The sequence below is a fragment of the Acinetobacter sp. RIT698 genome (assembly GCF_009668065.1).
In the GTDB taxonomy this organism is placed as follows: Bacteria; Pseudomonadota; Gammaproteobacteria; order Pseudomonadales; family Moraxellaceae; genus Acinetobacter; species Acinetobacter guillouiae.
Map to the genome: position 1 here is coordinate 79,771 of NZ_WJYH01000009.1, position 25,825 is coordinate 105,595.

Below are 25,825 nucleotides of genomic sequence, written 5' to 3' on the forward strand. Positions count from 1 at the left end.
CTTTTTTGGGTCAATCTTTTAGAACAAGATTCTAACCATACACTAAGTTGGACTTTCCATATCTTTGGTGTTTCGGTCAACAACCACACTAATCATCATATCCCCTTGTACATTCACTACGGTACGTACAGTATCGAGAATACGATCAATTGGCAGAAGAATCGCAATTGCCTCTGCTGGTAATCCCACAGATTGTAGCACCATGATCATGGTGACCATGCCCGCACTTGGAATACCCGGTGCGCCCAATGAAGCAATCATCGCAGTCAGACAGACAATCACTTGTTGGGTAATTGATAACTCTAAACCCATTAAATTGGCAATAAAAAGCGCTGCTGCTGCTTCATAAAGTGCTGTTCCATCCATGTTCAACTGAGAACCGAAAGGAATCACAAAGCCTGCAATTTGTGGACGTACACCTAAATTTTCTTGAGTACACTTTAAACTCAAAGGCATGGTTGCAGAACTTGAACTGGTTGCAAATGCTGTAATTAATGCTGCACGCGTTCCTTTAAAAAAGGTAATCGGATCCATTTTTCCAAAGATCCATAACAACAATGGCAGAACCACGACACCATGAAATATGGTGGTTCCCGTAACAACAATAGCAAACTCAGCAAGACGGCTTAAAATAGAGATGTCTTCTGTTGCAATCAGCTTTGCCATCAACGCAAAAATACCAATCGGCGCAACTTTCATCACCCAACCCACTAACATCATCATGATGTCAAAAAACTGACGTGCCAGTTGTTTGATTGAATTAAAGCGCTCTCCACCATGTACCAGTGCCAAGCCCAATAACAAAGCAAACAGTACGACTGCCAAAACATTGCCGTCACTAAATGCTTTAAATGGATTGATGAGGGTATTTTGAATAAAATTGGTTAAAAATGAGCTGGGTGTCAGTGAATCTGGGCTTTTATGTTGATTCATTGCATCTTGGAACATTGCAATATCCACACCTTGTCCAACATTGAATAGATGTGTTGAGGCTAAACCGAGAATAAGTGCCAATGTCGTTGTGGTCACACAACAAGCCAAGGTTATTTTCCAAACTCGACTGAGTTGACTGCCCGCTTCTAAGTTTGAAACACCCACCAAGATTGAACTAAAAATAAGTGGAACCAAAAGCATTTTTAATAAACCAATAAAAATACTACTGGCGATGCTCAAACCATAAATGCTGGCATCTAAAAATTGAGTATTAGGGAATTGATTTAATAAAAATCCAAATGCCACACCAAGAATGGCTGCAATAAAAATTTGGGTGTTTAAACTCATCTTCGCTGACTATTATAAATATTTACACGTTGAACTATGCCATTGAAGTTATTTATAATCGAGCATTTTTTTGTCACAAGCTCTGCTAAAAAATAGAAAAGCCATCATAGATGATGGCTTATTTCTAAGATTTGAGTATCAGTATAAAGTCTTATTGGTTTTCGATTTCACGTACCCGCATCAAGCCTTCTTGCACCGTACTACAAACCAATTCGCCATTTTGCCACATGCGACCAAAATTCAGACCGCGTGAATTTGCACTGACTGTTGCATCCATATCGTACAGCATCCAATCATCTGCTTTTACTGGTTTATGGAAATAGATCGTATGATCAATACTGGCACATTGCAAACTTGGCGAGAGGTAATTGAGACCATGCGGGCGCAAAGCAGTCATCATCAAGGTATAGTCCGAATAAAACGCAACAATTGCCTGATTTAAGGAAATATCATCCCCCTGTTCTGCAGCTAATGGCTCATGCGTACGCAAATAATGAGCATAAGACGGCGCTTCAGGTTGTGGTTGAAATGGGTTGGTCACATTGATCGGACGAATTTCTACCTGACGTGGACGCATAAATGCAGCGCGAATATTTTCCGGGATAAAACTAATTAAATTTTCTTTAAGCTCTTGCTCAGCTTTTAATTCATCAGGTGCTGGATATTCTGGCTCAGCAATTTGATAATTCAAGCCTTCTTCAGGTGTTGCAAATGACACCATTGCAGAAAAAATGGTACGCCCATGCTGGATTGCACGTACTTGACGACTTAAGAAGCTTTTGCCATCACGTAACCGATCAACCTCATAAATGATTGGGGCATTGATATCACCGCCATATAGGAAGTATGCATGTAAAGAATGTACGGGGCGATCAGCGGTATATGATGCTGCCCGCAGTGCTTGTCCTAAAACTTGCCCACCAAAAACACGCTTACCAACTAAATTTCGACTTTGACCACGAAAAATATGTTCTTCAAGTTTTTCAAGGGTTAAAAGCTCTACAAGCTCTTGGGTTAAAGCATTCATAAGTGACCTTTCTATATACTGAATACTGACTTTATTCCAATGGATAGAACAAAGTATCCATATTTTAGAGATTTAACTCTATTTTGCCATAAGTCCTGAGAGAAACATTAAATTTTCATAAACTGTATTGTCACTTCTCTTGTGCTGATGGATTGTTTAAAATACGTTTTTTAACGATAAAATCTGACAAGCGACCCGCAGTTTGTCAGAAAATGACATACTGTTCTGTGCTTTAATTACAGAAAATATTTTTTATCCGCTTTATTGCGTGATTCACCATTGGCTAGGAGTATTTATGTCCAAGAGTGGCTTTGGTCAAATGTATCGTCGACTTTCGAGTAAAATACTTGACCTTGTGGTAACACCACATGTTCTTGGAGAGGTTCCTACAGAAGCTCAACCTTTAGACCCTTCAACTGAAAATTCTGAACTCATTCAGCCCACAACTCAAAAAGTTGTCTGTTATGTTCTACAGAATTACTCACGAAGTAATGCTTTAGTTGTTGATGGTGAAACACGTCGTTTGCAGCTTCCTCCTGCACTTGACCCATTAATGATTGGCAATAGTCGCGAAAAAGCTGCGATTTTATTTTTACAACACCAAGACGAAAACAATTATTTTAATCCACCTACGCATGCTTATCCGCCGCGTTTAGTTAGACTGATTGAATCACTTGATCAAAATGCTGATTTAGATATTGAATTGATCCCTGTTACAGTACTGTGGGGACGTTCACCAGATAAAGAAGACTCTTGGTTTAAACTGTTATTTACTGACACTTGGGCAACGCCAAGTAAAGTTAAACAGTTGATGAACATTGGTTTACATGGTCGACAGTCGTTCCTAGAATTCCATGAAGCGCAATCACTTAGAGCTTTGGTGGATCATGCGAAAATTGATCATCCCAATATTTCACCAGCCACTTATATTGTCAACCAATTAAATGACTACTTAGATCGTCAGCGTGAGGTCATTCTCGGTCCAGATTTATCTGATCGCCGTAATGTCATGCAATCACTGATTAAAGCCCCTGATGTACAGGATGCAATTCGTAAAGAAAGTATTCGCTCAAAAATCAGCATGATTGATGCTGAACATAAAGCAATTGGTTTTGTAAATGAAATTGCATCCGACTATTCTGCATCGGCTGTACGCTTTGCAGATATGGCTTTGACTCGTCTATGGACACAACTTTATGACGGCGTTGAAGTACATAACTTCAATACTGTGCGTGAGTTAGTCAAAGACTATGAAGTGATTTATACGCCTTGTCACCGTAGCCATATCGATTACTTGTTATTGTCTTATGTGATTTATAAACGTGGTTTGATGGTGCCGTATATTGCTGCCGGCGATAACCTTAACATGCCATTTGTCGGTCAATTACTGCGTGGAGGCGGTGCATTCTTTATCCGTCGTTCATTCCGCGGCAATGCACTTTATACATCGGTATTTAAAGAATATTTATTTAGCATCCTGTCTAGAAACACACCTCTTGAATACTTTATTGAAGGTGGTCGTTCTCGAACTGGACGTTTGTTACCCCCAAAAACTGGCATGCTCGCAATGACGGTACATGGTCATTTGCGCGGCCGTGCCAAACCGATTGTCTTTATCCCAACCTATGTCGGTTATGAGCGCTTGATGGAAGGCGCAACTTATGTGGGCGAAATGAATGGTAAGCCAAAAGAAGCTGAATCCATTTGGGGAATCTTGCAAACCCTGAAAAAAATTGAGCGTATTTTTGGTAAAGTGCATGTCAATTTTGGTGAACCTGTTTTCTTAGATGACTTACTTAAAGCACATGGCGCTGATCAAATCACCATTGAACATAATGATGATCCAATTCCGCAAGAAGTCTCAGATGCAGTGACCAGTTCGGCAAATGCGATTCTGGAAAATATCAACCGTGCTGTGGTGATCAACCCTGTTTCTTTATTGTCCCTGATTTTATTGGCAACTCCAAAACACACACTTGATGAAGAAATCTGCATTAAACAGCTTGATACATATCGCAAGTTATTAACTGCAAATCCTTATGACAGCCGCACTCAGGTCACGCCATTATCAGGTAAAGAAATCATTGCCTATGGTATGAAACTGAAATTGATTAAACGTGTCCAGCACGTCCTTGGCGATATTATTGCCATTGAAGATAATCAAGCAATTTTACTGACTTACTTCCGCAATAACATTTTGCATGCCTTTGTTTTACCGTCGCTGGTCGCAGCATTGGTCGAACATAATGGCAAGATCAGTAAGTCTGATTTACTTAATGTGATTCGTACCCTTTATCCATTCTTAAAAGCAGAGTTGTTCTTAAAATGGAAAGATAGTGAAATCAAGGCTCAAGTGACTGAATATGTCGATGCTTTGGCTCAAGCGAATTTAATTTTTGTCGATGATGAAGATTTTATTTTCAGCCCTGCGCCAAACTCAGAAGACCATAATCAATTGGCTGTTTTAGCTGCGCCAGTACGTCAAAGTCTTGAACGTTATTACATGACGCTGGCTTTAATTACTCAACGTGGCTCTGGAAATATCTCGATTCGCCAAGTTGAAGAATTAAGTCACTTGGTTGGACAACGTTTATCTGTATTGTATGAGTTCAACTCACCTGAGTTCTTTGATAAAGCGTTATTCCAAAGTTTTATGAAAGTCTTAACTGAACAAGGCTATATCAAAACCAATGAAGACCATGCCATTGTTTTTGATGAGCAGTTTAGAAATGTTGCGCAATATGCCAATTTGGTGCTTGATGATGTAACTTTGCAAATGCTTCACCATATCACCTCATTTACAGATGAAGAGTTAAAAGAAGCTCTAGATGCTTTAGCCGCTCAACAAGCCAAGAAGCGTTTAAAACGGAAGAAAAAATAAAAGCTTTAAAGTGCCTTTTTCCTTTGGGAGAAGGCTGGGATGATTACCTCTCCCTAACCCTCTCCTGCAAGGAGAGGGAACTTCTCAAGTCCTCTATAATAAACAATACTGAACCAACCCATTTTAATATCTAACAATTTTTTAGTTCATTTACAAACTTATCTAAAACGTAAAATGATCCTTGAAAATACCTAGTATATTTTAAGGTTTAAATTCTTCTGATAATCAAGATAGCAATTTTGATGTGCCCACTTAAATCCTGTTGCAAGCATCCTCTCCGCAAAAATCTGCTTTCCTGTTTGATTGGAACTTTCTAAAACCAAGTGCGATAAATTCAACTGTTGTTGGAACCATAAAATTATTTCATGCAATGGTAGCGGTTGATTATTTGTACAAATATATGATTTTTCTGGATGTTCCACGTGAAGCAAATGTGCTAAGAAATCTGCAAGGTCATCTATATGGATTCGATTTGACCAATGAATATTGGGATAGCTTGGTGTGGTTTCTGCAAGCTTAACCATACGAGCAACGGATCTGCCATAAATCCCAGTTGGGCGCACAATCACACATTTAGATGGATAAGCCTGTTGCCATCGCTGCTCCATTGCCAATAACAACTGCCCCTGTTGATCACTTGGAATAGGCATTGACTCATCATCAATACGTTCACCACGGTTTTCCCCATAAACACGTGTCGATGAAACCACAATAATTCGTTTGAGCGGATGGTCTTTTAAAGCCTTCACAATCGGCTGCACCGAGCCGACATAGGTTTGTTGATAATTTTCGATAGCACATAGCGGAGAATTTCGAGATGGTGCGAGCAATACATACACCACATCGACAGGCTGAATTTGCGCTAAATCGAGTTGTTGAATGTCTTGAATCAAATGTTGTGCGAAATCATCATCTTTCGCACTGCGGCTAACTGTGGTAATTTGGTGATCTTGCTGAAATAACTGTTTAGCAACACGTTGCGATGTTTTACCATAACCAATAAATAGAATATGCATTACACGACCTATTCTTCGAAACCGATTTTCAAAATCAATCAAACTTAAGTTGAGGGGACATGGCTGCCGTCCATCAATTGCAAGGGGTTGGCAATGCCGCCGCTGCTTTACTTGAAAAACTAAATATTTTCACCACAGATGATTTGCTGTTTCATTTGCCACGTGATTATGAAGATCGTAGCACGATCATTCCCATGAACCAATTACAAGTCGGTCGTAGTTATCTCATGGAAGGCGTGGTCAGATCAATCGATATGCCACCCGGTAAACGCAAATCGATGGCGATTTTATTGCAAGATGATTTTGGCAAGGTTACTTTACGCTTTTATCATATCTATAAAGCGCTCACAGATCGTGCTAAAGCGGGTAATCGTTTAAGAATCTTTGGGGAAGTCCGTGTAGGGGCTCGTGGCCTTGAACTTTACCATCCTGAGATCCAGTTAATTACTGAACATACATCACTCCCTAAAACGCAACTGACAGCAATTTACCCTGCCACAGAAGGCTTAACCCAACCCAAATTACGTGAATACGTTAAGCAAGCTTTAAACCAGCATGCCGATGCTTTACCTGAGTTATTACCTGAAAAGTTCACCAATGGTTACGCGCTTAAACAGGCGCTGGAGTATATTCATCACCCTCCTGTAAATGCCAATATGCTACAACTTTCACAAGGCTCTCACCCTGCTCAACAACGTTTAATTTTTGAAGAATTGGTTGCACATCAAATCAGCCTATTAACCCGACGTGCTTATATTCAACAAATTGCAGCGCCAGCATTTTCAACCAGTAAAAAGTTTGCAAAAGCCTTATTGGCAAGCTTACCTTTTGAAATGACCAATGCACAAAAACGTGTATCAAACGAAATTGCCAAAGATTTAAAACAAAATAAACCCATGTTGCGATTGGTTCAGGGTGATGTCGGTGCAGGTAAAACATTGGTTGCAGGTGTTGCGGCTTGTCATATTTTGGAAGAAGGTTGGCAAGTGGCGCTGATGGCACCGACTGAAATTTTAGCTGAACAACACTATATCAATTTTAAGAAATGGTTCGAGCCACTCGGTTTAAATGTGTCATGGCTTTCAGGCAAACAAAAAGGCAAGGCGCGCGCTGCGGCTGAACAAACCATTAAGGATGGAATTGCCAATCTTGTGGTGGGTACCCATGCTTTATTTCAGGACAATGTTGAATTTTCCAAACTTGGTCTCGTGATTATTGATGAACAACATCGTTTCGGGGTAGATCAACGCCTAGCTTTACGTAATAAAGGCGTGGATAACACCACGCCACACCAACTGGTCATGACGGCAACACCAATCCCTCGCACACTGGCAATGTCTGCCTATGGTGACCTAGATACCTCAGTGATTGATGAATTGCCTCCTGGACGTACTCCCATTCAAACAGTCACGATTCCACTTGATAGACGCGAAGAAGTGCTGAATCGTATCACCACCAACTGTGCTGAGGGTAAACAGGCGTATTGGGTCTGTACACTGGTCGAACAATCAGAAACTCTCGATGCTCAAGCCGCAGAAGCCACCTATCAAGAGATTAAAGATCGCTTTCCACAGATTAATATTGGCTTAGTCCATGGAAAAATGAAAGCCGATGAGAAGCAACTGGTCATGCAACAATTCAAAGACAATGAATTGCAACTGCTGATTGCAACGACAGTGATTGAAGTCGGGGTCGATGTTCCAAACGCTTCCATTATGGTGATTGAAAATGCTGAACGCTTAGGCCTGTCTCAGTTGCATCAGTTACGTGGTCGTGTCGGTCGTGGTGCAACCGCAAGTTTCTGCGCCCTACTCTATAAACATCCTTTATCACAAAATGGCCAAGAACGTTTACGTATCATGCGTGAAACCAATGACGGTTTTATCATTGCAGAAAAAGACTTAGAAATCCGAGGGCCAGGTGAATTACTGGGCACCAAGCAAACAGGAGATTTGGGTTTCCGTGTCGCCAAGCTAGAACGAGATGATCATTTACTTAATCAAGCACATTATGTTGCCAGTCAAGTACTAAAAGATGATCCAGAAAATGCTGAAGCTTTATTAAAACGCTGGTTACCTGAAGCACCGAGATATGCCTATGTCTAAACATGTATTTAGAATATCCATGCATAGACATCATAGCTCAGATGTTTGATTCATTCAGTCTAACGACGCTTATCAAAATCTATGCCCACAAAGGATGACATGGAGGTTGTCATAACATGGTGATATGAAGCTTAATAAAAATCTGCTATTGATCTATTCAGCACACTATGCGAAATTAATCACAAATAAAAAATAGAACAGAGCATGCTCCAATTTATCAATCAACTTCTCCATAAAAGCGTACAAAGCCTCTCCCCTTGCCTCCTTTGTGGAATAGACCGACAACAACAGCATTCCCTTTGTAACACGTGTTGGAACGGACTTCCTTGGTATAAGCAGCATATAGAACGGCATCAACACCAGATTGTTTGTGCTCACCGTTACGACTTCCCAATTGATCGCATCATCCAAGTCTATAAATATGAAAAACAACTGCAATATCAGACACTATTGGCACAAAGTTTATTAAATTTAAACCTACCTAAAATTCAAGCCATTGTCCCTATGCCAATTTCTACTGCTCGTTTAAAAGAACGCGGCTACAATCAAATGCTGATTATTGCCAAAATCATGGCAAGGCAATTAAATATCCCGGTATGGCAACCCGTGATTCGAGAGGCGCAACACTCACAAAAAGGTTTAAGTAGAATTGAGCGCTTAGAAAATATTGAATATCAATTTAAAATGATCAAAACAGAAAAAAGAAAATATAAAAAAGTACTGATTATTGACGATGTCGTGACCACAGGCAGTTCAATTCATGCTTTAACCCATGCGTTAGAAAACTTAGGCTGCCAGCAGATTTATAGTGTCTGTATTGCCGCAGCTCAATAAATTTTCATCATCGCTCAGCGATACAAATACTGTGAAGCAAACATAGCGAAAATTATGAATGGATTAAATTTGCTTTACACCATGGGATGACGATCTCTTTGGTCAATGGTGCTAAAAGCGTTTGCGCATCATCCAAATCAATCCATTTCATTTCAGCAATTTCTGCATTAATTTTTGGTGTTTGCTCTAGGTCAACTTGATAGAGATAACTCACCAATTGAAAGTCTGCTTCATTGGCTGCTTTTGTTTCAAAACGACCAATAAACTGAGTAATCTCTGCTTGAACACTAATTTCTTCTAAAATCTCACGCAACATGGTCTGCTCTGGTGGTTCATTGGGCTCAAGCTTTCCACCAACCTGCATAAAAAATTGTGTATTTTGCTTTCTCACCAAGAGCAATTGATTTTTATCATTCAAAATCACAGCTGCCGCGACAGTAATTACATTCATAAGATTTAAAAATAGAATAAAAACACAATATATTGTGACAGCAATAAATTTAAAAACAATATATTGTGTTTTAGTTTTTAACCAAATGTACGATCTGCTTGATCTAATTTAACCAATTCTTCACGTTCTTTTACGCCCCATTTTGGTTCTGGCGCTTGATAGTGACTAAACTGGGTTAGAATTTCTTCGATCGAGGCAGAATCAATCAACTGATCTGTAAAACGCGCTTTAGAAAAACCTTTGTCTGTCGTGAGTTGAATAAATTTCAATAAATCATCATAAAAACCTTCAACATTTAAAAATGCACAAGGTTTTAAATGAATTCCCAATTGTGCCCACGTCCATTGCTCAAAAATTTCTTCAATGGTTCCTGCACCACCAGGCAATGCAATAAAGCCATCGGAAAGTTCAGACATTTTTGTTTTACGTTCATGCATATTTTTAACAATATACAGCTCGGTCAAATCTGGATGTGCCAATTCACGATCGACCAATCCCTGAGGGATCACACCAATCACTTTGCCTCCTGCTGCCAAAGCACTGTCAGCGACGATGCCCATTAAGCCTGAACGGCCACCACCATAGACCAAAGTTTTCCCTTGCTTGGCGATTGTTTCACCAGTCAGCTCTGCAACATCAGCAAAAATTTGATCCGTACCTAATGATGAACCACAAAAAATAGCAATAGAATTCATAAATTTAACCTAACTTTAATTTTGTCATGCTAAAAATGCAGACGACCAATCAAGATTTTTTTTACAAAACAGCAATGTAATGAGTGTTTTTCCTAAAATCCTTGTCTAAAATACACACATCAAATCGACACCACACTGCGCAAGGGAGAAAAGACATAATGCTTGAAGCCTTTTACGCCACTGAGCGCGGTAGCTTAGAAGATGCAACAATTAATGGTGGATTCGACCTACATCCTGAATTGGTATGGGTTGACCTCATTGCACCTTCACAAGAAGAACAAGAATGGGTTCTAGATGCTTACCAGCAAAATTTACCAACTCTTAAATCTTTAGAAGACATTTCATCCTCTGCACGATTCTACCGTGATGATGATGGGATTCTACATATCAGTACTTATTTTTTAACAAAAAATAAAAATTACCAAGTTGAAGGCGATCCCGAAGATACTTCAAACATGCTTGCCAATGTGCAAACGGTTGCATTCATTTTGCATAAAGACCGCTTATTTACCTTACGTGGTGAAAAGCTGGTTGCCTTTCGTGCCTTTCGCGCACGTGCACGCCGTAATGACTATGAAATTGAATACAAAGATCCGACATGGATTCTTTTAGGCTTATTAGAAGCAAAACTAGATGAGCTTGCGGATATCTTAGAAGATATCCACAAAGACTTAGAGTTATATTCCACAGAAGTCCTCAACGTACGTCATCGTGAAATGATTTTAGATTTAGATGACATGATTACCCGTTTAGCACAAAAGGAAGATATGCTTGGAAAAGCGCAACTTTGTCTGATTGACTTACGTCGTGTCTTAACCTTTTTGTCTCGTCCTCGCGCATTGGGGAGCCATATCTATGATGCAGATATTCGAGAGTTAAGTGAGGATGTACGTTCCCTTGTAGAACATGATGCGTTCTTGTTCCAAAAAGTACGATTCTTGCTTGATACCACCTCTGGATTTATTAACACTGAACAGAACGATACCATTCGTCGCTTCTCCATCTTACCCAGCATGCTTGCTCCACCGATGTTGATTGCCAGTATTTATGGGATGAACACTGAGATTCTGCCATTTGCCCATGGCCACTGGAGCTTTTATGTGGTGATTACCATCTTAATTGCTTTCTTTGTGGGGCCTTTGGCTTACTTTAGATGGAAGAAATGGATTTAAATACTGCATTCCCCTTATTGGATTGAGTTGAAATTTAGCACTGCTCAAAGCAGAAAGAAAAATGAGTTAATAAAAAAGCACCTTTAGGTGCTTTTTTACATCAATCTTGCATAGGCTAAATTAATTTCAAGTCATCTTGCAAATGGCAAGCTTGAATAATTTTCATCATCTTTTCAGGCACTGCTTTAAACTGCAGTCCCTGAAGATTTGGTGTTTGACGTAACCACTGCACAAACACAGATAAAGCAAGGGTACTGCCATGTTCAAGCTGTGATAGATTCACAGTTATTGGAAAATTTTTCTCATTTTGAATCACTTTCAAACCATTTAAATAATAGCTTTCAGCATTCTCGTAAGCAATTTTACCGCTAACATATAATTCCTGATTTTTAAATTCAATCACTCGCTTGCACCTATCTATGTTATGAGCTTACTTCTTAACAGCAGCGTCTGCATCAGGCTTGAATGTTGCAATTGCTTTATCAATATTGCCGCCATTACGTTGCACGTTCGCAGCAAATTGGTTACGGAATTGCAAACCTAGATCGATACCAGACACATTCAAATTACGTACTTTCCATTGGCTACCTGCATCAGACAATTGGAAAGATACAGGGATCTTTTCACCATTGTTATTGAAGTCTAAAGTAACGACAGGAAACTTGCTGTTGGTTGCCTTATACGGACGCATTGAATACGATTGATTTGAATACTTCGCAAATGCGCTACCATAATTCTCAATCAAAGTATTACGGAAGTTTTGTTCAAATTGCGCACGTTGAGCAGGGGTACTGCTATTTGCATAAGTTCCCATCACAATACGTGTAAACGCTTGACCATCCACATAAGGATCAAGGTTTTGGCGAACAATCGCTTTCACAGTAGCAGGGTTTTGCAATTTACCTTGATCTGCTTTTAAGCGCGAAATCAGGCCATCAGCAACACGTTTAACAAATGCCGGTGGTGCTTCTGCTGGAGCAGCTTGAGCCGCAGTCGCCACCATAGTTGCCAAAATAGTTGCAGTAAAAGTTTGTTTTAACAGCATGTTCATTTTCAATAACTCCTCTAATGCCTATTCAACAAATGAAGTTTGAGCATCAGTTGTTTCAGTGGATGCAGATGCATCTTTAGCTTCCGATGCGCCTGTTGATGATTTTCCTGCACCACCCGTAATAAATTTGGTAATCAAATCTTCTAGATCCATCGTACCTTGGGTATTTTCAATGCTTTCACCACGTTTAATGTAGTTAATGCCGCCGCCTGGTACGATTTTCAAATATTTTTCGCCTAAAAGACCATTGGTTGCGACCATTATGTAAGCATCTTCATCAATATTTGTGATGGATTTCATGTTACCTAACAGTTGCGTTTCCATTTCTTTTTGTTTCTCAGGTGTCGCAGCCTGATAATCAGCACTGTAGTGTAAATCACCTAGCGCATTTTCTTTTACTTTTTTCAACTGTTCTGCATTGAAGGTGGTCAATGAACCATCCAAATCGAATCTAACCGTTGCATGACGGGTCACAGGATCAAGTGTAATCGCATCAACTTGTCCAATTTTAACACCGCTCATGGTCACTTTGGCACGCGGTTTTAAACCATTCACATTGTCGAATGTTGCAGTCATTTCATAACTGTCTTTTAAGTTTGTACCGACCAAACCACTCACTTTCATGGCTAAAAAGAATAGAGCAAGACCAAAAATGATGACAAAAATACCGACGGTCAGCTCACTAGCACGTGATTTCATTAAACACCTCCGAACATGACCGCAGTCAACACGAAATCAAAACCTAAAACACATAACGATGAATACACAACAGTACGTGTCGTAGATGTTGCGATACCTTCAGATGTTGGTTCACAAGCATAACCTTGATACACCGCAATCCAAGTACAAATTAAAGCGAATACTAAACTTTTAATGATGGTCCCGTTAAACACATCTTTCATAAACTGGGTGCTACTCAGAATACCACTCCAGTATGAGCCTTCGTCTGCGCCAAGAAAATCAACACCGACCATTTTGCCACCCATAATACCAATCGCAGCAAAGATCACAGACAGCATCGGTAAACTGACAATACCTGCCCATAAACGTGGAGAAATCACACGCTTTAACGGATCAACACCAATCATTTCCATACTGGATAATTGTTCAGTTGCCTTCATTAGGCCAATTTCAGCAGTCAAAGCAGAGCCAGCACGACCAGCAAAAAGCAAGGCTGCCACAACAGGCGCAAGTTCACGTAACAAGGTTAAAGCCACAGCCGCGCCCAACATGGCTTCACTACCAAAAGTGACCAAGATGTTATACATCTGCAAACCGAGTACTGCACCGATGAACAGACCAGATACAGCAATGATCAATAAAGACAGTACGCCTACTCGATACATCTGATAAATGAAAAGTTTTACACCAAGTATTGTTGGCAAAGAGAATAAAATGCGCAACAACATGAGCATTGCAACACCAATGCCCTGAACACGTTCTAGAACGCGTCTACCCAATAAGGCAATAGCATTCATGAACTAACCTCATTACTTAAATAGGCTTGATGACTAAATTGATAATCAACAGGACCTTCAACTGAACCTGTTAAAAATTGCTGTACAAATGGAGAAGCGTGTTGTTGCAATTGCTCAGGTGTCCCCTCGCCTTGCACCTTACCTTCAGCCACAACGTAAATATAGTCAGCAATTGATAATGTTTCATCAACATCATGTGAAACAATAATTGTTGTTAGATCTAAAGCGTCACGTAATGATCGAATTAATCGGGTCAAAACCCCCATCACAATCGGATCTTGCCCAGCAAAGGGTTCGTCATACATAATCAAGTCTGGGTCAAGCGCAATCGCACGAGCAAGCGCCACGCGTCGATTCATCCCGCCAGAAAGTTCTGCGGGCATCAACTTTTCAGCACCACGCAAACCAACCGACTCTAATTTTAGCGCCACCAACTCAGCAATTAAATTTTCTGGTAATTTTGTATGTGCGCGAATGGGAAAAGCAACATTTTCATAGACGGTCATGTCGGTAAATAACGCACCACTCTGAAATAACATCCCCATACGCGCACGTGCAGCAAAAAGCTCATTACGTGACATCGAAGCAATGTTTTTCCCATCAAGTCGTACTTCACCAGCATCTGGGCTAAGCTGACCACCAATGAGCCGTAATAAGGTTGTTTTACCCGTTCCAGATGGTCCCATGATTGCGGTAATTTGCCCACGACGAATCTGCAAACTCACATTATCGTAGATAACGCGTTCACCTCGGTTAAAACTTAAATTTTTGACTTCAATTAAAGCTTCAGCTTCGGAATGACTGTGTTTATTCATAGCTGAACTTTTTCCTGCATTTATCAGCCCACATACTATACTCTTAAATATCTATATGTTTTGTAATTAAAAGATAATAAAAAATCATAAAGAATATTCATCTTTATAAACAAGGTTACTTGGGCTATTTTTTTAGTTTTTTACTTTTAAATTTTATTTAATGAGCAAATAGATTATCTAAAAAGCAGGCTATAAAAAAAGTACCCAACATTTGAGATCAATAAAAGTGAGAACATATATAACATAATTACCTCAAAGAAATCATCAACTTTATTAGATTCAATTTTTCATAAGTTAAGTCTAACTGTTTTATTAAATAAATTGAACTATGTCACACTTTATTCTACCAAATACTTTTCAACTTGCAATAAAAAACCAGCCTTTAGGCTGGTTTTTTATTAAAAATATCTAATTAATCGTTGAATTTGCGACGCGGACGGTCTGCATTGAATTCACGCTTTGGACGGTCTTCACCACCAAATTCACGCTTAGGACGATCTTCACCGCCAAACGCACGTTTAGGACGATCTGAATTAAATTCACGCTTAGGACGGTCTTCACCACCGAATGTACGCTTAGGACGATCATCACCGAAAGAACGTTGTGGACGGTCACCGAAACCACCTTCACGGCGTGGTGGACGATCACCAAAATCACGCTTAGGACGATCAGCAAAACTGCCTTCACGACGTGGTTTGTAATCTACGCTGTTGCCACGGTTGTCATCATTCGAGTTAAAACGAGGTTTATCGTTAAAACCGCCTTCACGACGTGGACGATCAGAGTTGAAATCACGCTTAGGACGATCTTCGCCACCGAATGAACGTTGTGGACGGTCACCGAAGCCACCTTCACGGCGTGGTGGACGATCACCAAAATCACGCTTAGGACGATCTTCACCACCGAATGAACGTTGTGGACGATCACCGAAACCACCTTCACGGCGTGGTGGACGATCACCAAAATCACGCTTAGGACGATCATCACCATAAGATGGACGATCACCACGTGGTTTGTCATCGAAGCTACGACGTGGACGATCATCACCGCCTTCACGACGTTTGAAGTTTGATTCACCTTCAAAACGACGACCACCGCCGAAACCGCCACGACCGCCTTCACGACGACCGCCACCGTTACTACGACCACGACCGCCACCATCACGACTACCGCGAGCTGGAGGTGGAGATGGCTCTAAACCTTCGATTTCAGAAACACTTAAACGCGCTTCTAAATAATCTTCTAAAGCACGGATCTTACCGCGTTCACGGTAAGTTGCTAAAGTGATTGCTTTACCAGTACGACCCGCACGACCTGTACGACCAATACGATGCACATAATCTTCATTCTTCATTGGAAGACCGAAGTTAATTACATGAGAGATTGTTGGTACGTCAAGACCACGAGCAGCTACGTCTGTAGCAACAAGAATTTTTGCACGACCTTCACGGATACTGCGTAAACGACGGTTACGTACAGTTTGTGGCATAGCACCATGAAGCGCAACAACTGAAAGACCAGCTTCTGCAAGCTCTTCAGCAAGCATATCTGTATCTTCTTGAGTTGAAGCAAATACAACTGCTTGATCTACGTCTTCTTCATTTAACCAATGCGTAAGCAATTTTTTCTTATGCTCAAAGCCATCAGTCCAATGTAAAGTTTGGGTAATATCAGTATTTGTAGAATGACCTGTTTCAATTGCAATACGTTCAGGTTCGTTCATCATGCGTTCAGCAAGATTAATGATACGTGGTGCAAATGTTGCAGAGAACATTAATGTTTGTTTACGATTTAAAGCTAAATCGCTGATTGCTTCTAGGTCTTCAGAGAAACCTAAGTCAAGCATACGGTCAGCTTCATCGACGATTAAAGCATCAACTAAATCAAGTTTAATTTGACGACGGTTTACAAGATCAAGTAAACGACCTGGAGTCGCAACAACAACTTGTGCACCTTTTAATTGTTGGATTTGCTTACCAAAAGGCATACCACCCATGATTGCTGCAACACGTACACCTTTCATATGGCGTACAAATGCAATCGCATCTTGACATACTTGTTGTGCAAGTTCACGAGTAGGTGAAATCACCAAGATATTTGGTTGAGTTACTGCTTTCATACGATCTTTAAATGGTACAAAAGTATCTTGACCAGCTAAAGCGTTTAACGTAGGGAGTAAGAATGCAGCAGTTTTACCAGAACCAGTTTGGCTTGATACTAGAAGGTCTTTTCCTTCTAAAGCCGCTGGAATAGATAGTTCTTGAACAGGAGTCGGCGTAGTAAAACCAAGACTCTCGAGTGCTTTCTGTAGCGACTCGTCTAATGAAAATTCAGCAAAAGTTTTGCTCATAGAGATATTCACCCTAATGTGGGTGCTCCATTAATATATGGTCTGATGGACATCGGCAAAAAGCGGCACAGCAATAATCGCTGAAAATATAGAATCAGCGGCGATCCGAGAACGACGATGCGTATAACGCACATTTGATAACAGCCGCAACCTGAAGGAATCGCTTAAGCGATTGGGTGGGGCGCGAAATATTGTCCTCTCTTTGGACCGGACGCGCATACACAATATAGAAGAGAAATGTTCAGGTAATGAACGAAATTTAGTGCGTGCGCAGAGTATAGCAGAATTTATAATAATGTCACGAAGTTTTATTGTTTTTTCCTGTATTGTATTAAGTCATTCATTATCATCAGGAATTAAATAAAAAACTTGATCTACAGCTAAACTTTCATCCTCAAAAATATCTGCTACAGCTACCGCTAAACACTCCACGGTAAACTCGCCTAGAATAATCGTATTGGATTGCCAATGATATGCACTCTTAGCGTCCCCCAATAAGTTGTATTATTTTTATATAAGTACTATTCGCTAAGTCTTGCAATCACGAAAGTTTAAACAACGACATTCACTATTGATAGTATCGCATTAAATCGCAACCCATAAAAAAGCCCTCATAAAGATGAAGGCTTTTTAAAACTCAATCTACACAAGTATAAATTACTTCGCAGCTTCACCCCAAGCAGGAACAACAGCTTGCATCAATGGTTTTAACATTTTCATAGAACACGCAATCACTTGACCATTTTCCATAGAATCTGAACCACCACGAGCATCAACGACTGTACCACCCGCTTCTTTCACCATAAGCTCGCCTGCTGCGATATCCCAAGGTTTTAAACCGAGTTCAAAATAACCATCTAAACGACCAGCCGCAACATAAGCCAAGTCCAATGCAGCAGAACCTGCACGACGATATTGTGCGCCAGCTTCAGTTACATTTAATAATGATTCAAAATGGTTTTTCGCATAAGAAACAATCTCACCATTACGTTTAGCGCGGTAAGCATGACCTACACCCATAAAGGTATTTTCAAGGCTGTCTTTAACATTCACACGAATACGACGTTGATTCAACATTGCGCCACGACCACGGCTTGCAGAGAATAGCTCATCTTTCACAGGGTCATAGATAACACCGTGTTGAGTTACACCTTTATGTTGAACTGCAATAGATACACAGAAATGTGGGAAAGCATTGATAAAGTTTAAAGTACCATCAAGAGGATCAATCACCCAACACCAATCAGCATCGTGACCTTTACCTTCTTGTAGCCCAAACTCTTCACCAAGGAAGCTGTGATTTTTATAACTTTTACGAAGCGTATCAATAGTCAACTGCTCGATATAACGATCTACACGAGTTACTGGACCATCAATACCTTTTTCTTCGACTTGTAGATCGAGTTTATGACGATTTTGATGCGCTTTTAAAAGCTCTTGACCAACTAACTGAGCCGCACGCGCAGCCATCACCACCATAGGTTCCATTGAACACCCACTACAAATTTGAAGATACTGATAAAGAATAATGCATAAAAGCGCCGACATTTTAGCAAATATCGGCGCTTTTTGGGAAATTTTGTTGCTAAAATTTTACAACTTTAACTTTTACATGAGGTTAAACGTGTTGTACCAGCTTTAACCAAGCCTGTTCAATCGAGTTTTGAATACCTTTTACATCTAAACCACAGTCTTGGAGCATTTCAGAATGGCTTGCTTGTGCGAGGAATTCATCAGGTAAACCTAGGTTTAAAATTGGCTTCACAATTTGCGCCTGTGCCAAGAACTCATTGACCGCACTACCTGCACCCGCCATTACAGCATGTTCTTCAACAGTTACAAATAAGTGAGTTTTGTCTGCTAAATCACGAATAATTTGTTCATCCAATGGTTTCACAAAACGCATATTGATCACACGAATTGCAATATCCAACTTTGGTGCCAGTTGTTTGGCTGATTCAAGCGCAGGTTGAACTCGACTACCAAAGGCCAAAATCGTGATACCTTCTTCGTGTTCAGTATTGAGTTCTAACAATACTTCAGCCTTACCAATTTCCAGCTCAATCAACTGTTGTTGAATTTCCACACCTAAACCGTTACCGCGTGGATAACGTACTGCAGTTGGGCCTTTGTATAGATATGCTGTATGCAACATTTGGCGACATTCGTTTTCGTCTTTTGGCGCCATGATCACCATATTGGGTACAGTACGCATATAAGCATAGTCATACGCACCAGCATGCGTAGGACCATCTTCGCCGACTAAGCCTGCACGATCAATACCAAAGGTCACATCAAGATTTTGTAAAGCAACATCATGAATCAGCTGGTCATAACCGCGTTGTAAGAAGGTTGAATAAATTGCCACAACTGGCTTCAATCCTTCACACGCCATACCCGCAGCTAATGTCACTGCATGCTGTTCTGCAATAGCAACATCGAAGTAGCGCTCTGGAAATTGTTTAGCAAACTGTACCATGCCTGAGCCTTCACACATGGCAGGCGTAATTGCGAGTAATCTGTCGTCTTGTGCAGCTTCATCACAAAGCCATTGCCCAAATACATCTGAATATTTTGGCGCTACATTTTTAATTGCTGATGCATTAATTTTGCCAATCGCATGATACTTAATTTGATCCGCTTCAGCAGGTGCAAAACCCTTACCTTTCACGGTATAGACATGGATCAGGCGTGGCCCTTTACGCTTTTTCAGCGCATTAAAGACTTGTACCAGTTGCTCCACATCATGACCATCAAATGGGCCAAAATAATCAAAACCAATCGCTTTAAATAGATTATCCGCAGCATCAGTCGCAGATTGATGTAAACGAGAGTTGTAGTTCCATTCAGGGCAATCCTGTACAAAAGCTTGCCCTTCTTCATCAATATTGATGAATTGCCCTTGTTCCCAAATTGCAGCTAAATGCTTTGCAAAACCACCCGTGCTACATGAAATCGACATATCATTGTCATTGAGCACCACCATCAAATCAGCATTATGCGCCACTGCATCATTCATGGCTTCAAATGCCATTCCAGCAGTCATCGCACCATCACCAACGATGGCAACAACTTCACAAGGGTCTTTTTGATAACGACGTGCCAAAGCCATACCCAAGCCAGCAGAAATTGCAGTCGATGAATGTCCTACACCAAAAGTGTCAAATTCAGATTCATCCCGTGCTGGAAAAGCCGCCAATCCATCTTTAGAACGGATGGTCATCAATTGCTCACGGCGTCCTGTAAGGACTTTATGTGGATACGCCTGATGGCCCACATCCCAAACTAAACGATCTCGTGGAGTTTCAAAACAATAGTGTAAGGCGACTGTTAATTCTATAACGCCAAGGTTTGCACCAAAATGCCCGCCACTTTGTCCAGCAGCATACAAAATAAATTGACGCAATTCGTCTGCGACCTGCGGCAATTGGCTTTGCTCAAACTGACGTAATTGTTGAGGATGATTAATTTCATTCAACAAAGGCGTAACAGGACGATGACTAGGTATTTCGGTATACAACATATGTGGCAAAGCCTTCTAAAGCCTGGCAAATCTAGCTAGGTAAACGGGTTAGCATGATTGTGAGAACCAATGATATCACATTCAATCAGCCACATTTATAATGATGCGTCATTGGAACTTCCAAGTCAGCAAGTGTGCTCTTGGTGTCAATTATCATGAATAATCTATCTATATATCAACTATTATCGTGTGCTTTATACAAAAAAGAAATTTTTATAGCAATGTTATCTATAAAAACATGCTTTACAAACCTACCAATGTCCAAGCATTACGCTATACTTTAGCCAATTTCTAAACAAATAGATGGAAGATTCTGTGTCAATAGAGTTTGTTGCCACTTCAAAATTACCCACTGCTTATGGTGATTTTAAAATTTCTGTATTTCAAGATCCACAAACAGGTGAAGAGCATGTTGCTCTTTCTAAGGGTTTAGAAATCGCGCCTACAAACCCCGTTTTAGTTCGTATTCATTCAGAATGTTTAACTGGCGATGCCTTTGGTTCATTAAAATGTGACTGTGGCCCTCAATTGCACAACACCATGAAAATGATGAATGATGCAGGCCAAGGTGTGATTTTATATTTGCGCCAAGAAGGTCGTGGTATTGGTTTGACCAATAAAATCCGTGCTTATGCTTTGCAAGATCAAGGGCATGATACCGTTGATGCAAATTTATTGTTAAACCTACCTGCTGATGCACGTAAATATGATATGTGTAGCATCATGCTCGATCATTTACAGGTTAAACAAGTCAGGCTAATTACCAACAATCCATTAAAATTAAAAGCTTTAACAGATTTAGGTATTGATGTATTAGACCGTGTACCGTTGACAGTGGGCTTAAATAAGTTCAATGAAGATTATTTAAAAACCAAACATGATCGTATGTCACATATGTATGAGAAAGATGATTTTTAATCATAGACGTCTTGCTTAGATACAAGTGATCAGATCTTCGGTGAAGTGAGAGCTCAGTCCTAGTTCAACACACAATGGGGCGACATCCCTGTCGCCCCTCGATAGAACCAACATGTATGACTCAAGTTGATACAAAATCAGCTTAATTAATTGATATCAAATCGTCATCGAGAAAATTTGCGTTTCAGGCTTTCTACGCTTTAAATGCAAATCAAACGCCATACAAATATTACGGACAAAAGGCTTCCCTTGCTCCGTGATCACAATCCGATCCGCTTCAATGTTCAATAAACCATCATGCTGCATTTCAACAAGCTGTTGAATCACATCACCACGCTCAGCAAAATCCATCGTTTGATCTGACCAAGAGGTTTGAAAGGTACACATCAAATTCAAAATATGCTGACGAATCTTTAAATCTTCGACACTTAACACATGCCCTTTCACCACAGGAATTTCATCATTTTCAAGAGAGCTGTAATAGGCTTCTAAATTTTTCTCATTCTGTGCAAAGCTATACCAACTATCACTGATTGAAGATAGGCCCAATCCGATCATGACTTGTGTTTTTGATGAGGTATAGCCCATAAAATTACGATGCAAAGTACCTGCATGAAATGCTTGATACATCTCATCTCGATCTAAAGCAAAATGATCCATTCCAATCTCATGATAACCATGGGCTAAAAGTTGCTTTTTCCCTTCTTCATACAGGGTTCGCTTCATTCCATCTTTGGGCACATCATGATCTTTAAACCCACGCTGTCCATTGCCCTTAATCCAAGGCACATGCGCATAACTATAAAAAGCCAAGCGATCTGGCATTAACGTATTAGTCAAATCAATGGTATGCAACACATCTGCTAAATTTTGAAATGGCAAACCAAAAACCAGATCATGGGAAATCGATGTATAGCCAATGTCACGTGCCCATTGCGTCACTCTTTCTACATTTTCAAAGGGCTGGACACGATGAATGGCCTTCTGAACAGTCTCATTATAGTCTTGCACCCCATAGCTGACACGGCGAAAACCGAGCTCATACAAGGCTTGTAAGTGTTCTCGCGTGGTATTATTAGGATGCCCTTCAAAACTAAATTCATAACCAGCCGCAATATTGGCTTTGGCTAAAATACCCTGAATTAATTGTTGTAAATGCTTAACTGAAAAAAATGTTGGTGTTCCACCACCCAAATGGATTTCTTTAATGATGGGTCTGTCTGCTAACAACTGACAATATAAATCCCATTCTTTTAAAACGGCTTGAATATAGGGTTGTTCAACATCATGCCGTTTCGTGACTTTTTTATGGCATCCGCAAAATGTACATAGACTTTCACAAAATGGTAAATGAATATAAAGACTGATGCCTTCAACGTGATTAGACTCATCAAAAGAGCGCTTTAAGGTCTGTTTCCATTGTTGCAGCGAAAATGATGCCTCCTCCCAATATGGAACCGTTGGATAACTGGTATAACGGGGTCCAGCAACATTGTATTTTTGAATCAAGGAACAACTCATATTCACTGCTCGATACGCAATTAACATTCAAAATGAAATAAACCCAAAAATTGAATTTATCCTCAATACATTGTGCTGAGCTTAAAGATAGATTTCAACCTAGCGAATTGCTCGGGATTGCCTAGCGTGTATCCGCGATATCCAAAGATTTTTTAGGCTCATTCGATTCATTCACACCAAGTTCAAAACATGCCTTTATGATGACTTGGTTTTGTTTTTTTAGCGTTTTATGTTTTGATGTAGAAAATTTTTCAATTCTCCTTTGAGGATGATCATGCAAAACCCGACTTCTGCAGATATTCAACGTGTTCGTGATTTCCTAACAGATTTACAAGCTCGAATCTGCTCTGCCCTAGAGCAACAAGAAAAATTAGGCCACGGCACTGCAACATTTGAAATTGATGACTGGCAACGCCCTGAAGGCGGTGGTGGTCGTTCACGTGTTCTACAGAATGGTACTGTGATCGAAAAAGGCGGGGTGATGTTTTCTCACATCAACATTTCCAAACTGCCAGCTTCAGCAACAGAACGACATCCAGCAATTGCTGGAGCCAAAGCACAAGCCTTGGGTGTTTCTTTGGTCATTCATCCAACAAATCCCAATGTTCCAACATCTCACGCCAATGTACGGCTATTTGTTGCAGAACCTGAAGGACAAGCACCAATTTGGTGGTTTGGTGGTGGTTTTGACCTCACGCCTTTTTACCCAAATGATGAAGACGTTTTATCTTGGCACCAAACAGCATTTGATCTGTGCGCACCGTTTGGTGAAGAAATTTATGCGGAACATAAACAATGGTGTGATGATTATTTCTATTTAAAACATCGTGATGAACAACGTGGTATTGGGGGTTTGTTTTTTGATGATTTAAATCAATGGGATTTTGAAAAATGCTTTGAATATATCCAAGCGGTCGCTAATGGTTATTTAAATGCTATTTTGCCTATTTTCCAAAGAAATCAGGATAAATCATTTACACAAGCCCAACGAGACTTCCAACTGTATCGTCGTGGTCGCTATGTTGAATATAATTTGGTTTATGATCGCGGGACTTTATTTGGCTTACAAACTGGTGGTCGAATTGAATCTATTCTGGTCAGCATGCCACCGCTTGCAGCTTGGTCTTATCGCCCAGAATGGGATGAAAATAGCCCAGAAAAATGCCTCACTGATCATTATTTAAAGCCTAAAGACTGGTTGTCGATATTAAAATAATCTCCCGCCATTTATGCTTCATCGTTTAAAAAGCTATCTTTCATTCAAGATAGCTTTTTCACTTAAACCGCTGAATACTTCTGAGAAAATAACGCTTGAAAGATTTACTCACAATTAAAATGAGAATAATTCACGATAAGAATACTTTTTTAATTTAATATATGCTCAAACTTGAGCTAAGATACCAACCTTAAAATTTCCTTAATTTTTTTGAAAAAAGTCTTAGCGTTTAAAGAATATTATAGCAGTAGAAACCAGAGGTAGGTATGAGGAATTTATTAGAAAATCACAAGGTTAGTCTTTCATTCAGTATTTTATTTTTATTAGCATGCTCCATTTCAACCACCATCATTTCCAAAGACCTTCTTTCTGACAGTATCTCAATTACTTCTAGTGTTGTTTTATCTGCTGGTTTTCTCGTTGTTTTTGCTATGATTTTTCTTGATTTCTTAGAGTCAGTTTGCAATCCATAAAGCATCATTTTTGAAGCACAACATTTCCCTCAAAACCTTCCTCTTAAAAACAAGCTTTAGCGCGATTAAAAAAACGCTCTAAATCATCAATTTATTCAAATTTTAGCATAAGCTAAACCGCATATAATTTGGTTGTGTCATCCATTTTCACGTATATTGTCGACATTCTCTAAAAATCAACACAATCAATACTTGGACATTTGGCATGAGTAAACTTTTCGCAGTCATTGGAAATCCGATTGAACACTCTCGTTCACCTGAACTACACCATGCCTTTGCAGAAAAGACTGGTATTGATCTCAACTATGTAAAACGTCTTGCTCCACTCGATGGCTTTACCACAAGTGTAACTGAATTCTTTGCTCACAATGGTGTAGGTATGAATGTTACTGTGCCATTTAAAGAACAAGCTTTTGCCTTATGCCAACAACTGACAGAACGTGCAAAAATCGCCAAGGCAGTCAATACGCTTTGGATGGAAAACGGGGTATTGCATGGTGACAATACGGATGGACAAGGTTTAGTCGATGCGATTAAAGCGCTAGACTGGACTTTAGACAACGCAGATATTTTGATTATTGGTGCAGGCGGTGCAACTCGCGGTGTGGTTTACCCTCTGGTAAAAGCGGGAGCTAAAAAGATTGTGATTGCCAACCGTACCCGTTCACGTGCGGAACAATTGGTGGCAGATTTACAAAGCGCTGTTCCTGAAGCAGAACTTTCCGCTTGTAGCCTAGATGAATTAGATGGGCAATTTGATCTTGTTATCAATGCGACTTCGGCAAGCTTAACGGGTGATACACTGATTCTTCCTGAAACTTTAACCTTTCACCATGCTTATGAAATGGCCTATGGCAAACCTTCAAGCTTTATCGATCAAGCCAAAGCGCGCCAGATTCCAAGCTCAGAAGGCTTCGGGATGTTGGTTGGGCAAGCCATAGAAGCATTTTATATTTGGAATGGGGTTCGCCCGAATTTAAAAGATTTTCTTTAATCAAGATATACAGTTTTAAAAGAT

General features: G+C 40.1%; 23 protein-coding genes. 7 read left to right on the forward strand and 16 right to left on the reverse strand.

Annotated elements, in window-relative coordinates:
• Window positions 1-42: 42 nt before the first annotated feature.
• The gene (locus GJV03_RS06105; RefSeq protein ID WP_004725660.1) at window positions 43-1,281 is read right to left on the reverse strand and encodes a dicarboxylate/amino acid:cation symporter; all 1,239 of its coding nucleotides are present in this window, start codon (window positions 1,279-1,281) and stop codon (window positions 43-45) included.
• A 151-nt stretch (window positions 1,282-1,432) separates the two neighbouring features.
• Window positions 1,433-2,308: an acyl-CoA thioesterase II gene (locus GJV03_RS06110; RefSeq protein ID WP_154129676.1), complete on the reverse strand. Its 876-nt coding sequence runs from the start codon at window positions 2,306-2,308 to the stop codon at window positions 1,433-1,435.
• 295 nt (window positions 2,309-2,603) lie between these two features.
• On the opposite strand from GJV03_RS06110, the gene plsB reads away from it, so the two are divergent.
• Window positions 2,604-5,189 carry a glycerol-3-phosphate 1-O-acyltransferase PlsB gene (gene plsB / locus GJV03_RS06115; RefSeq protein WP_004725655.1) on the forward strand — a complete coding sequence of 862 codons (2,586 nt, stop codon included), beginning with the start codon at window positions 2,604-2,606 and terminating at the stop codon, window positions 5,187-5,189.
• Window positions 5,190-5,380: 191 nt separating this feature from the next.
• On the opposite strand, the gene GJV03_RS06120 is transcribed toward plsB, so the two are convergent.
• On the reverse strand, window positions 5,381-6,205 hold the full coding sequence (locus GJV03_RS06120; protein ID WP_154129677.1) for an NAD(P)H-binding protein: 825 nt from the start codon (window positions 6,203-6,205) through the stop codon (window positions 5,381-5,383).
• Window positions 6,206-6,264: 59 nt separating this feature from the next.
• On the opposite strand from GJV03_RS06120, the gene recG reads away from it, so the two are divergent.
• Both recG and GJV03_RS06130 read left to right on the forward strand, forming a co-directional pair.
• A complete protein-coding gene (gene recG / locus GJV03_RS06125; protein WP_154129678.1) occupies window positions 6,265-8,310 on the forward strand; it encodes an ATP-dependent DNA helicase RecG in 2,046 nt (681 codons plus the stop codon).
• 204 nt (window positions 8,311-8,514) lie between these two features.
• On the forward strand, window positions 8,515-9,144 hold the full coding sequence (locus GJV03_RS06130; RefSeq protein WP_154129679.1) for a phosphoribosyltransferase family protein: 630 nt from the start codon (window positions 8,515-8,517) through the stop codon (window positions 9,142-9,144).
• 52 nt (window positions 9,145-9,196) lie between these two features.
• Here GJV03_RS06130 and GJV03_RS06135 read toward each other — a convergent pair whose 3' ends face one another.
• Window positions 9,197-9,595, reverse strand: a complete 399-nt coding sequence (locus tag GJV03_RS06135; protein ID WP_035371913.1) for an NUDIX domain-containing protein — start codon at window positions 9,593-9,595, stop codon at window positions 9,197-9,199.
• A gap of 77 nt (window positions 9,596-9,672) precedes the next feature.
• A complete protein-coding gene (locus GJV03_RS06140) occupies window positions 9,673-10,290 on the reverse strand; it encodes a TIGR00730 family Rossman fold protein (RefSeq protein ID WP_004816846.1) in 618 nt (205 codons plus the stop codon).
• 158 nt (window positions 10,291-10,448) lie between these two features.
• Here GJV03_RS06140 and GJV03_RS06145 point away from each other — a divergent pair, with 158 nt between their 5' ends.
• Window positions 10,449-11,462 carry a magnesium and cobalt transport protein CorA gene (locus GJV03_RS06145; RefSeq protein WP_004725641.1) on the forward strand — a complete coding sequence of 338 codons (1,014 nt, stop codon included), beginning with the start codon at window positions 10,449-10,451 and terminating at the stop codon, window positions 11,460-11,462.
• Window positions 11,463-11,577: 115 nt separating this feature from the next.
• Here GJV03_RS06145 and GJV03_RS06150 read toward each other — a convergent pair whose 3' ends face one another.
• The 9 genes from GJV03_RS06150 to dxs form a co-directional block, all read right to left on the reverse strand.
• Entirely contained in the window at window positions 11,578-11,865 is a 288-nt protein-coding gene (locus tag GJV03_RS06150; protein ID WP_004725639.1) for an anti-sigma factor antagonist, read from the reverse strand.
• Window positions 11,866-11,892: 27 nt separating this feature from the next.
• A complete protein-coding gene (locus GJV03_RS06155) occupies window positions 11,893-12,513 on the reverse strand; it encodes an ABC transporter substrate-binding protein (RefSeq protein ID WP_004725637.1) in 621 nt (206 codons plus the stop codon).
• A gap of 21 nt (window positions 12,514-12,534) precedes the next feature.
• Window positions 12,535-13,212, reverse strand: a complete 678-nt coding sequence (locus GJV03_RS06160; protein ID WP_004725635.1) for an outer membrane lipid asymmetry maintenance protein MlaD — start codon at window positions 13,210-13,212, stop codon at window positions 12,535-12,537.
• Complete coding sequence (gene mlaE, locus GJV03_RS06165; protein ID WP_004725633.1) at window positions 13,212-13,991, reverse strand: lipid asymmetry maintenance ABC transporter permease subunit MlaE; 780 nt, start codon at window positions 13,989-13,991, stop codon at window positions 13,212-13,214. Before mlaE ends, GJV03_RS06160 begins: the two co-directional genes overlap by 1 nt.
• Window positions 13,988-14,806: an ABC transporter ATP-binding protein gene (locus GJV03_RS06170; RefSeq protein ID WP_004725631.1), complete on the reverse strand. Its 819-nt coding sequence runs from the start codon at window positions 14,804-14,806 to the stop codon at window positions 13,988-13,990. The genes mlaE and GJV03_RS06170 overlap by 4 nt, the downstream gene beginning before the upstream one ends.
• A gap of 412 nt (window positions 14,807-15,218) precedes the next feature.
• Window positions 15,219-17,156, reverse strand: a complete 1,938-nt coding sequence (locus GJV03_RS06175; RefSeq protein ID WP_016539375.1) for a DEAD/DEAH box helicase — start codon at window positions 17,154-17,156, stop codon at window positions 15,219-15,221.
• A 336-nt stretch (window positions 17,157-17,492) separates the two neighbouring features.
• Complete coding sequence (locus GJV03_RS06180) at window positions 17,493-17,651, reverse strand: hypothetical protein (protein WP_016539374.1); 159 nt, start codon at window positions 17,649-17,651, stop codon at window positions 17,493-17,495.
• A 162-nt stretch (window positions 17,652-17,813) separates the two neighbouring features.
• Complete coding sequence (locus tag GJV03_RS06185) at window positions 17,814-18,644, reverse strand: inositol monophosphatase family protein (protein ID WP_004725624.1); 831 nt, start codon at window positions 18,642-18,644, stop codon at window positions 17,814-17,816.
• 130 nt (window positions 18,645-18,774) lie between these two features.
• The gene (gene dxs / locus GJV03_RS06190; protein WP_154129680.1) at window positions 18,775-20,679 is read right to left on the reverse strand and encodes a 1-deoxy-D-xylulose-5-phosphate synthase; all 1,905 of its coding nucleotides are present in this window, start codon (window positions 20,677-20,679) and stop codon (window positions 18,775-18,777) included.
• A 315-nt stretch (window positions 20,680-20,994) separates the two neighbouring features.
• Between dxs and ribA the strand changes: the two genes are divergently transcribed.
• The gene (gene ribA, locus GJV03_RS06195; RefSeq protein ID WP_016539373.1) at window positions 20,995-21,597 is read left to right on the forward strand and encodes a GTP cyclohydrolase II; all 603 of its coding nucleotides are present in this window, start codon (window positions 20,995-20,997) and stop codon (window positions 21,595-21,597) included.
• 156 nt (window positions 21,598-21,753) lie between these two features.
• Here the strand turns inward: ribA and hemN are convergent, their stop codons facing one another.
• Window positions 21,754-23,118 (reverse strand): oxygen-independent coproporphyrinogen III oxidase, encoded by a 1,365-nt coding sequence (gene hemN, locus GJV03_RS06200; RefSeq protein ID WP_154129681.1) that lies wholly within the window; start codon window positions 23,116-23,118, stop codon window positions 21,754-21,756.
• Between the two features lie 274 nt (window positions 23,119-23,392).
• Here hemN and hemF point away from each other — a divergent pair, with 274 nt between their 5' ends.
• Complete coding sequence (gene hemF, locus GJV03_RS06205) at window positions 23,393-24,334, forward strand: oxygen-dependent coproporphyrinogen oxidase (protein ID WP_105714590.1); 942 nt, start codon at window positions 23,393-23,395, stop codon at window positions 24,332-24,334.
• Window positions 24,335-24,620: 286 nt separating this feature from the next.
• Here hemF and GJV03_RS21435 read toward each other — a convergent pair whose 3' ends face one another.
• Window positions 24,621-24,815 carry a hypothetical protein gene (locus GJV03_RS21435; protein ID WP_035371912.1) on the reverse strand — a complete coding sequence of 65 codons (195 nt, stop codon included), beginning with the start codon at window positions 24,813-24,815 and terminating at the stop codon, window positions 24,621-24,623.
• A 197-nt stretch (window positions 24,816-25,012) separates the two neighbouring features.
• Between GJV03_RS21435 and aroE the strand changes: the two genes are divergently transcribed.
• Window positions 25,013-25,801 carry a shikimate dehydrogenase gene (gene aroE / locus GJV03_RS06215; RefSeq protein WP_154129682.1) on the forward strand — a complete coding sequence of 263 codons (789 nt, stop codon included), beginning with the start codon at window positions 25,013-25,015 and terminating at the stop codon, window positions 25,799-25,801.
• The last annotated feature ends 24 nt before the right edge of the window (window positions 25,802-25,825 follow it).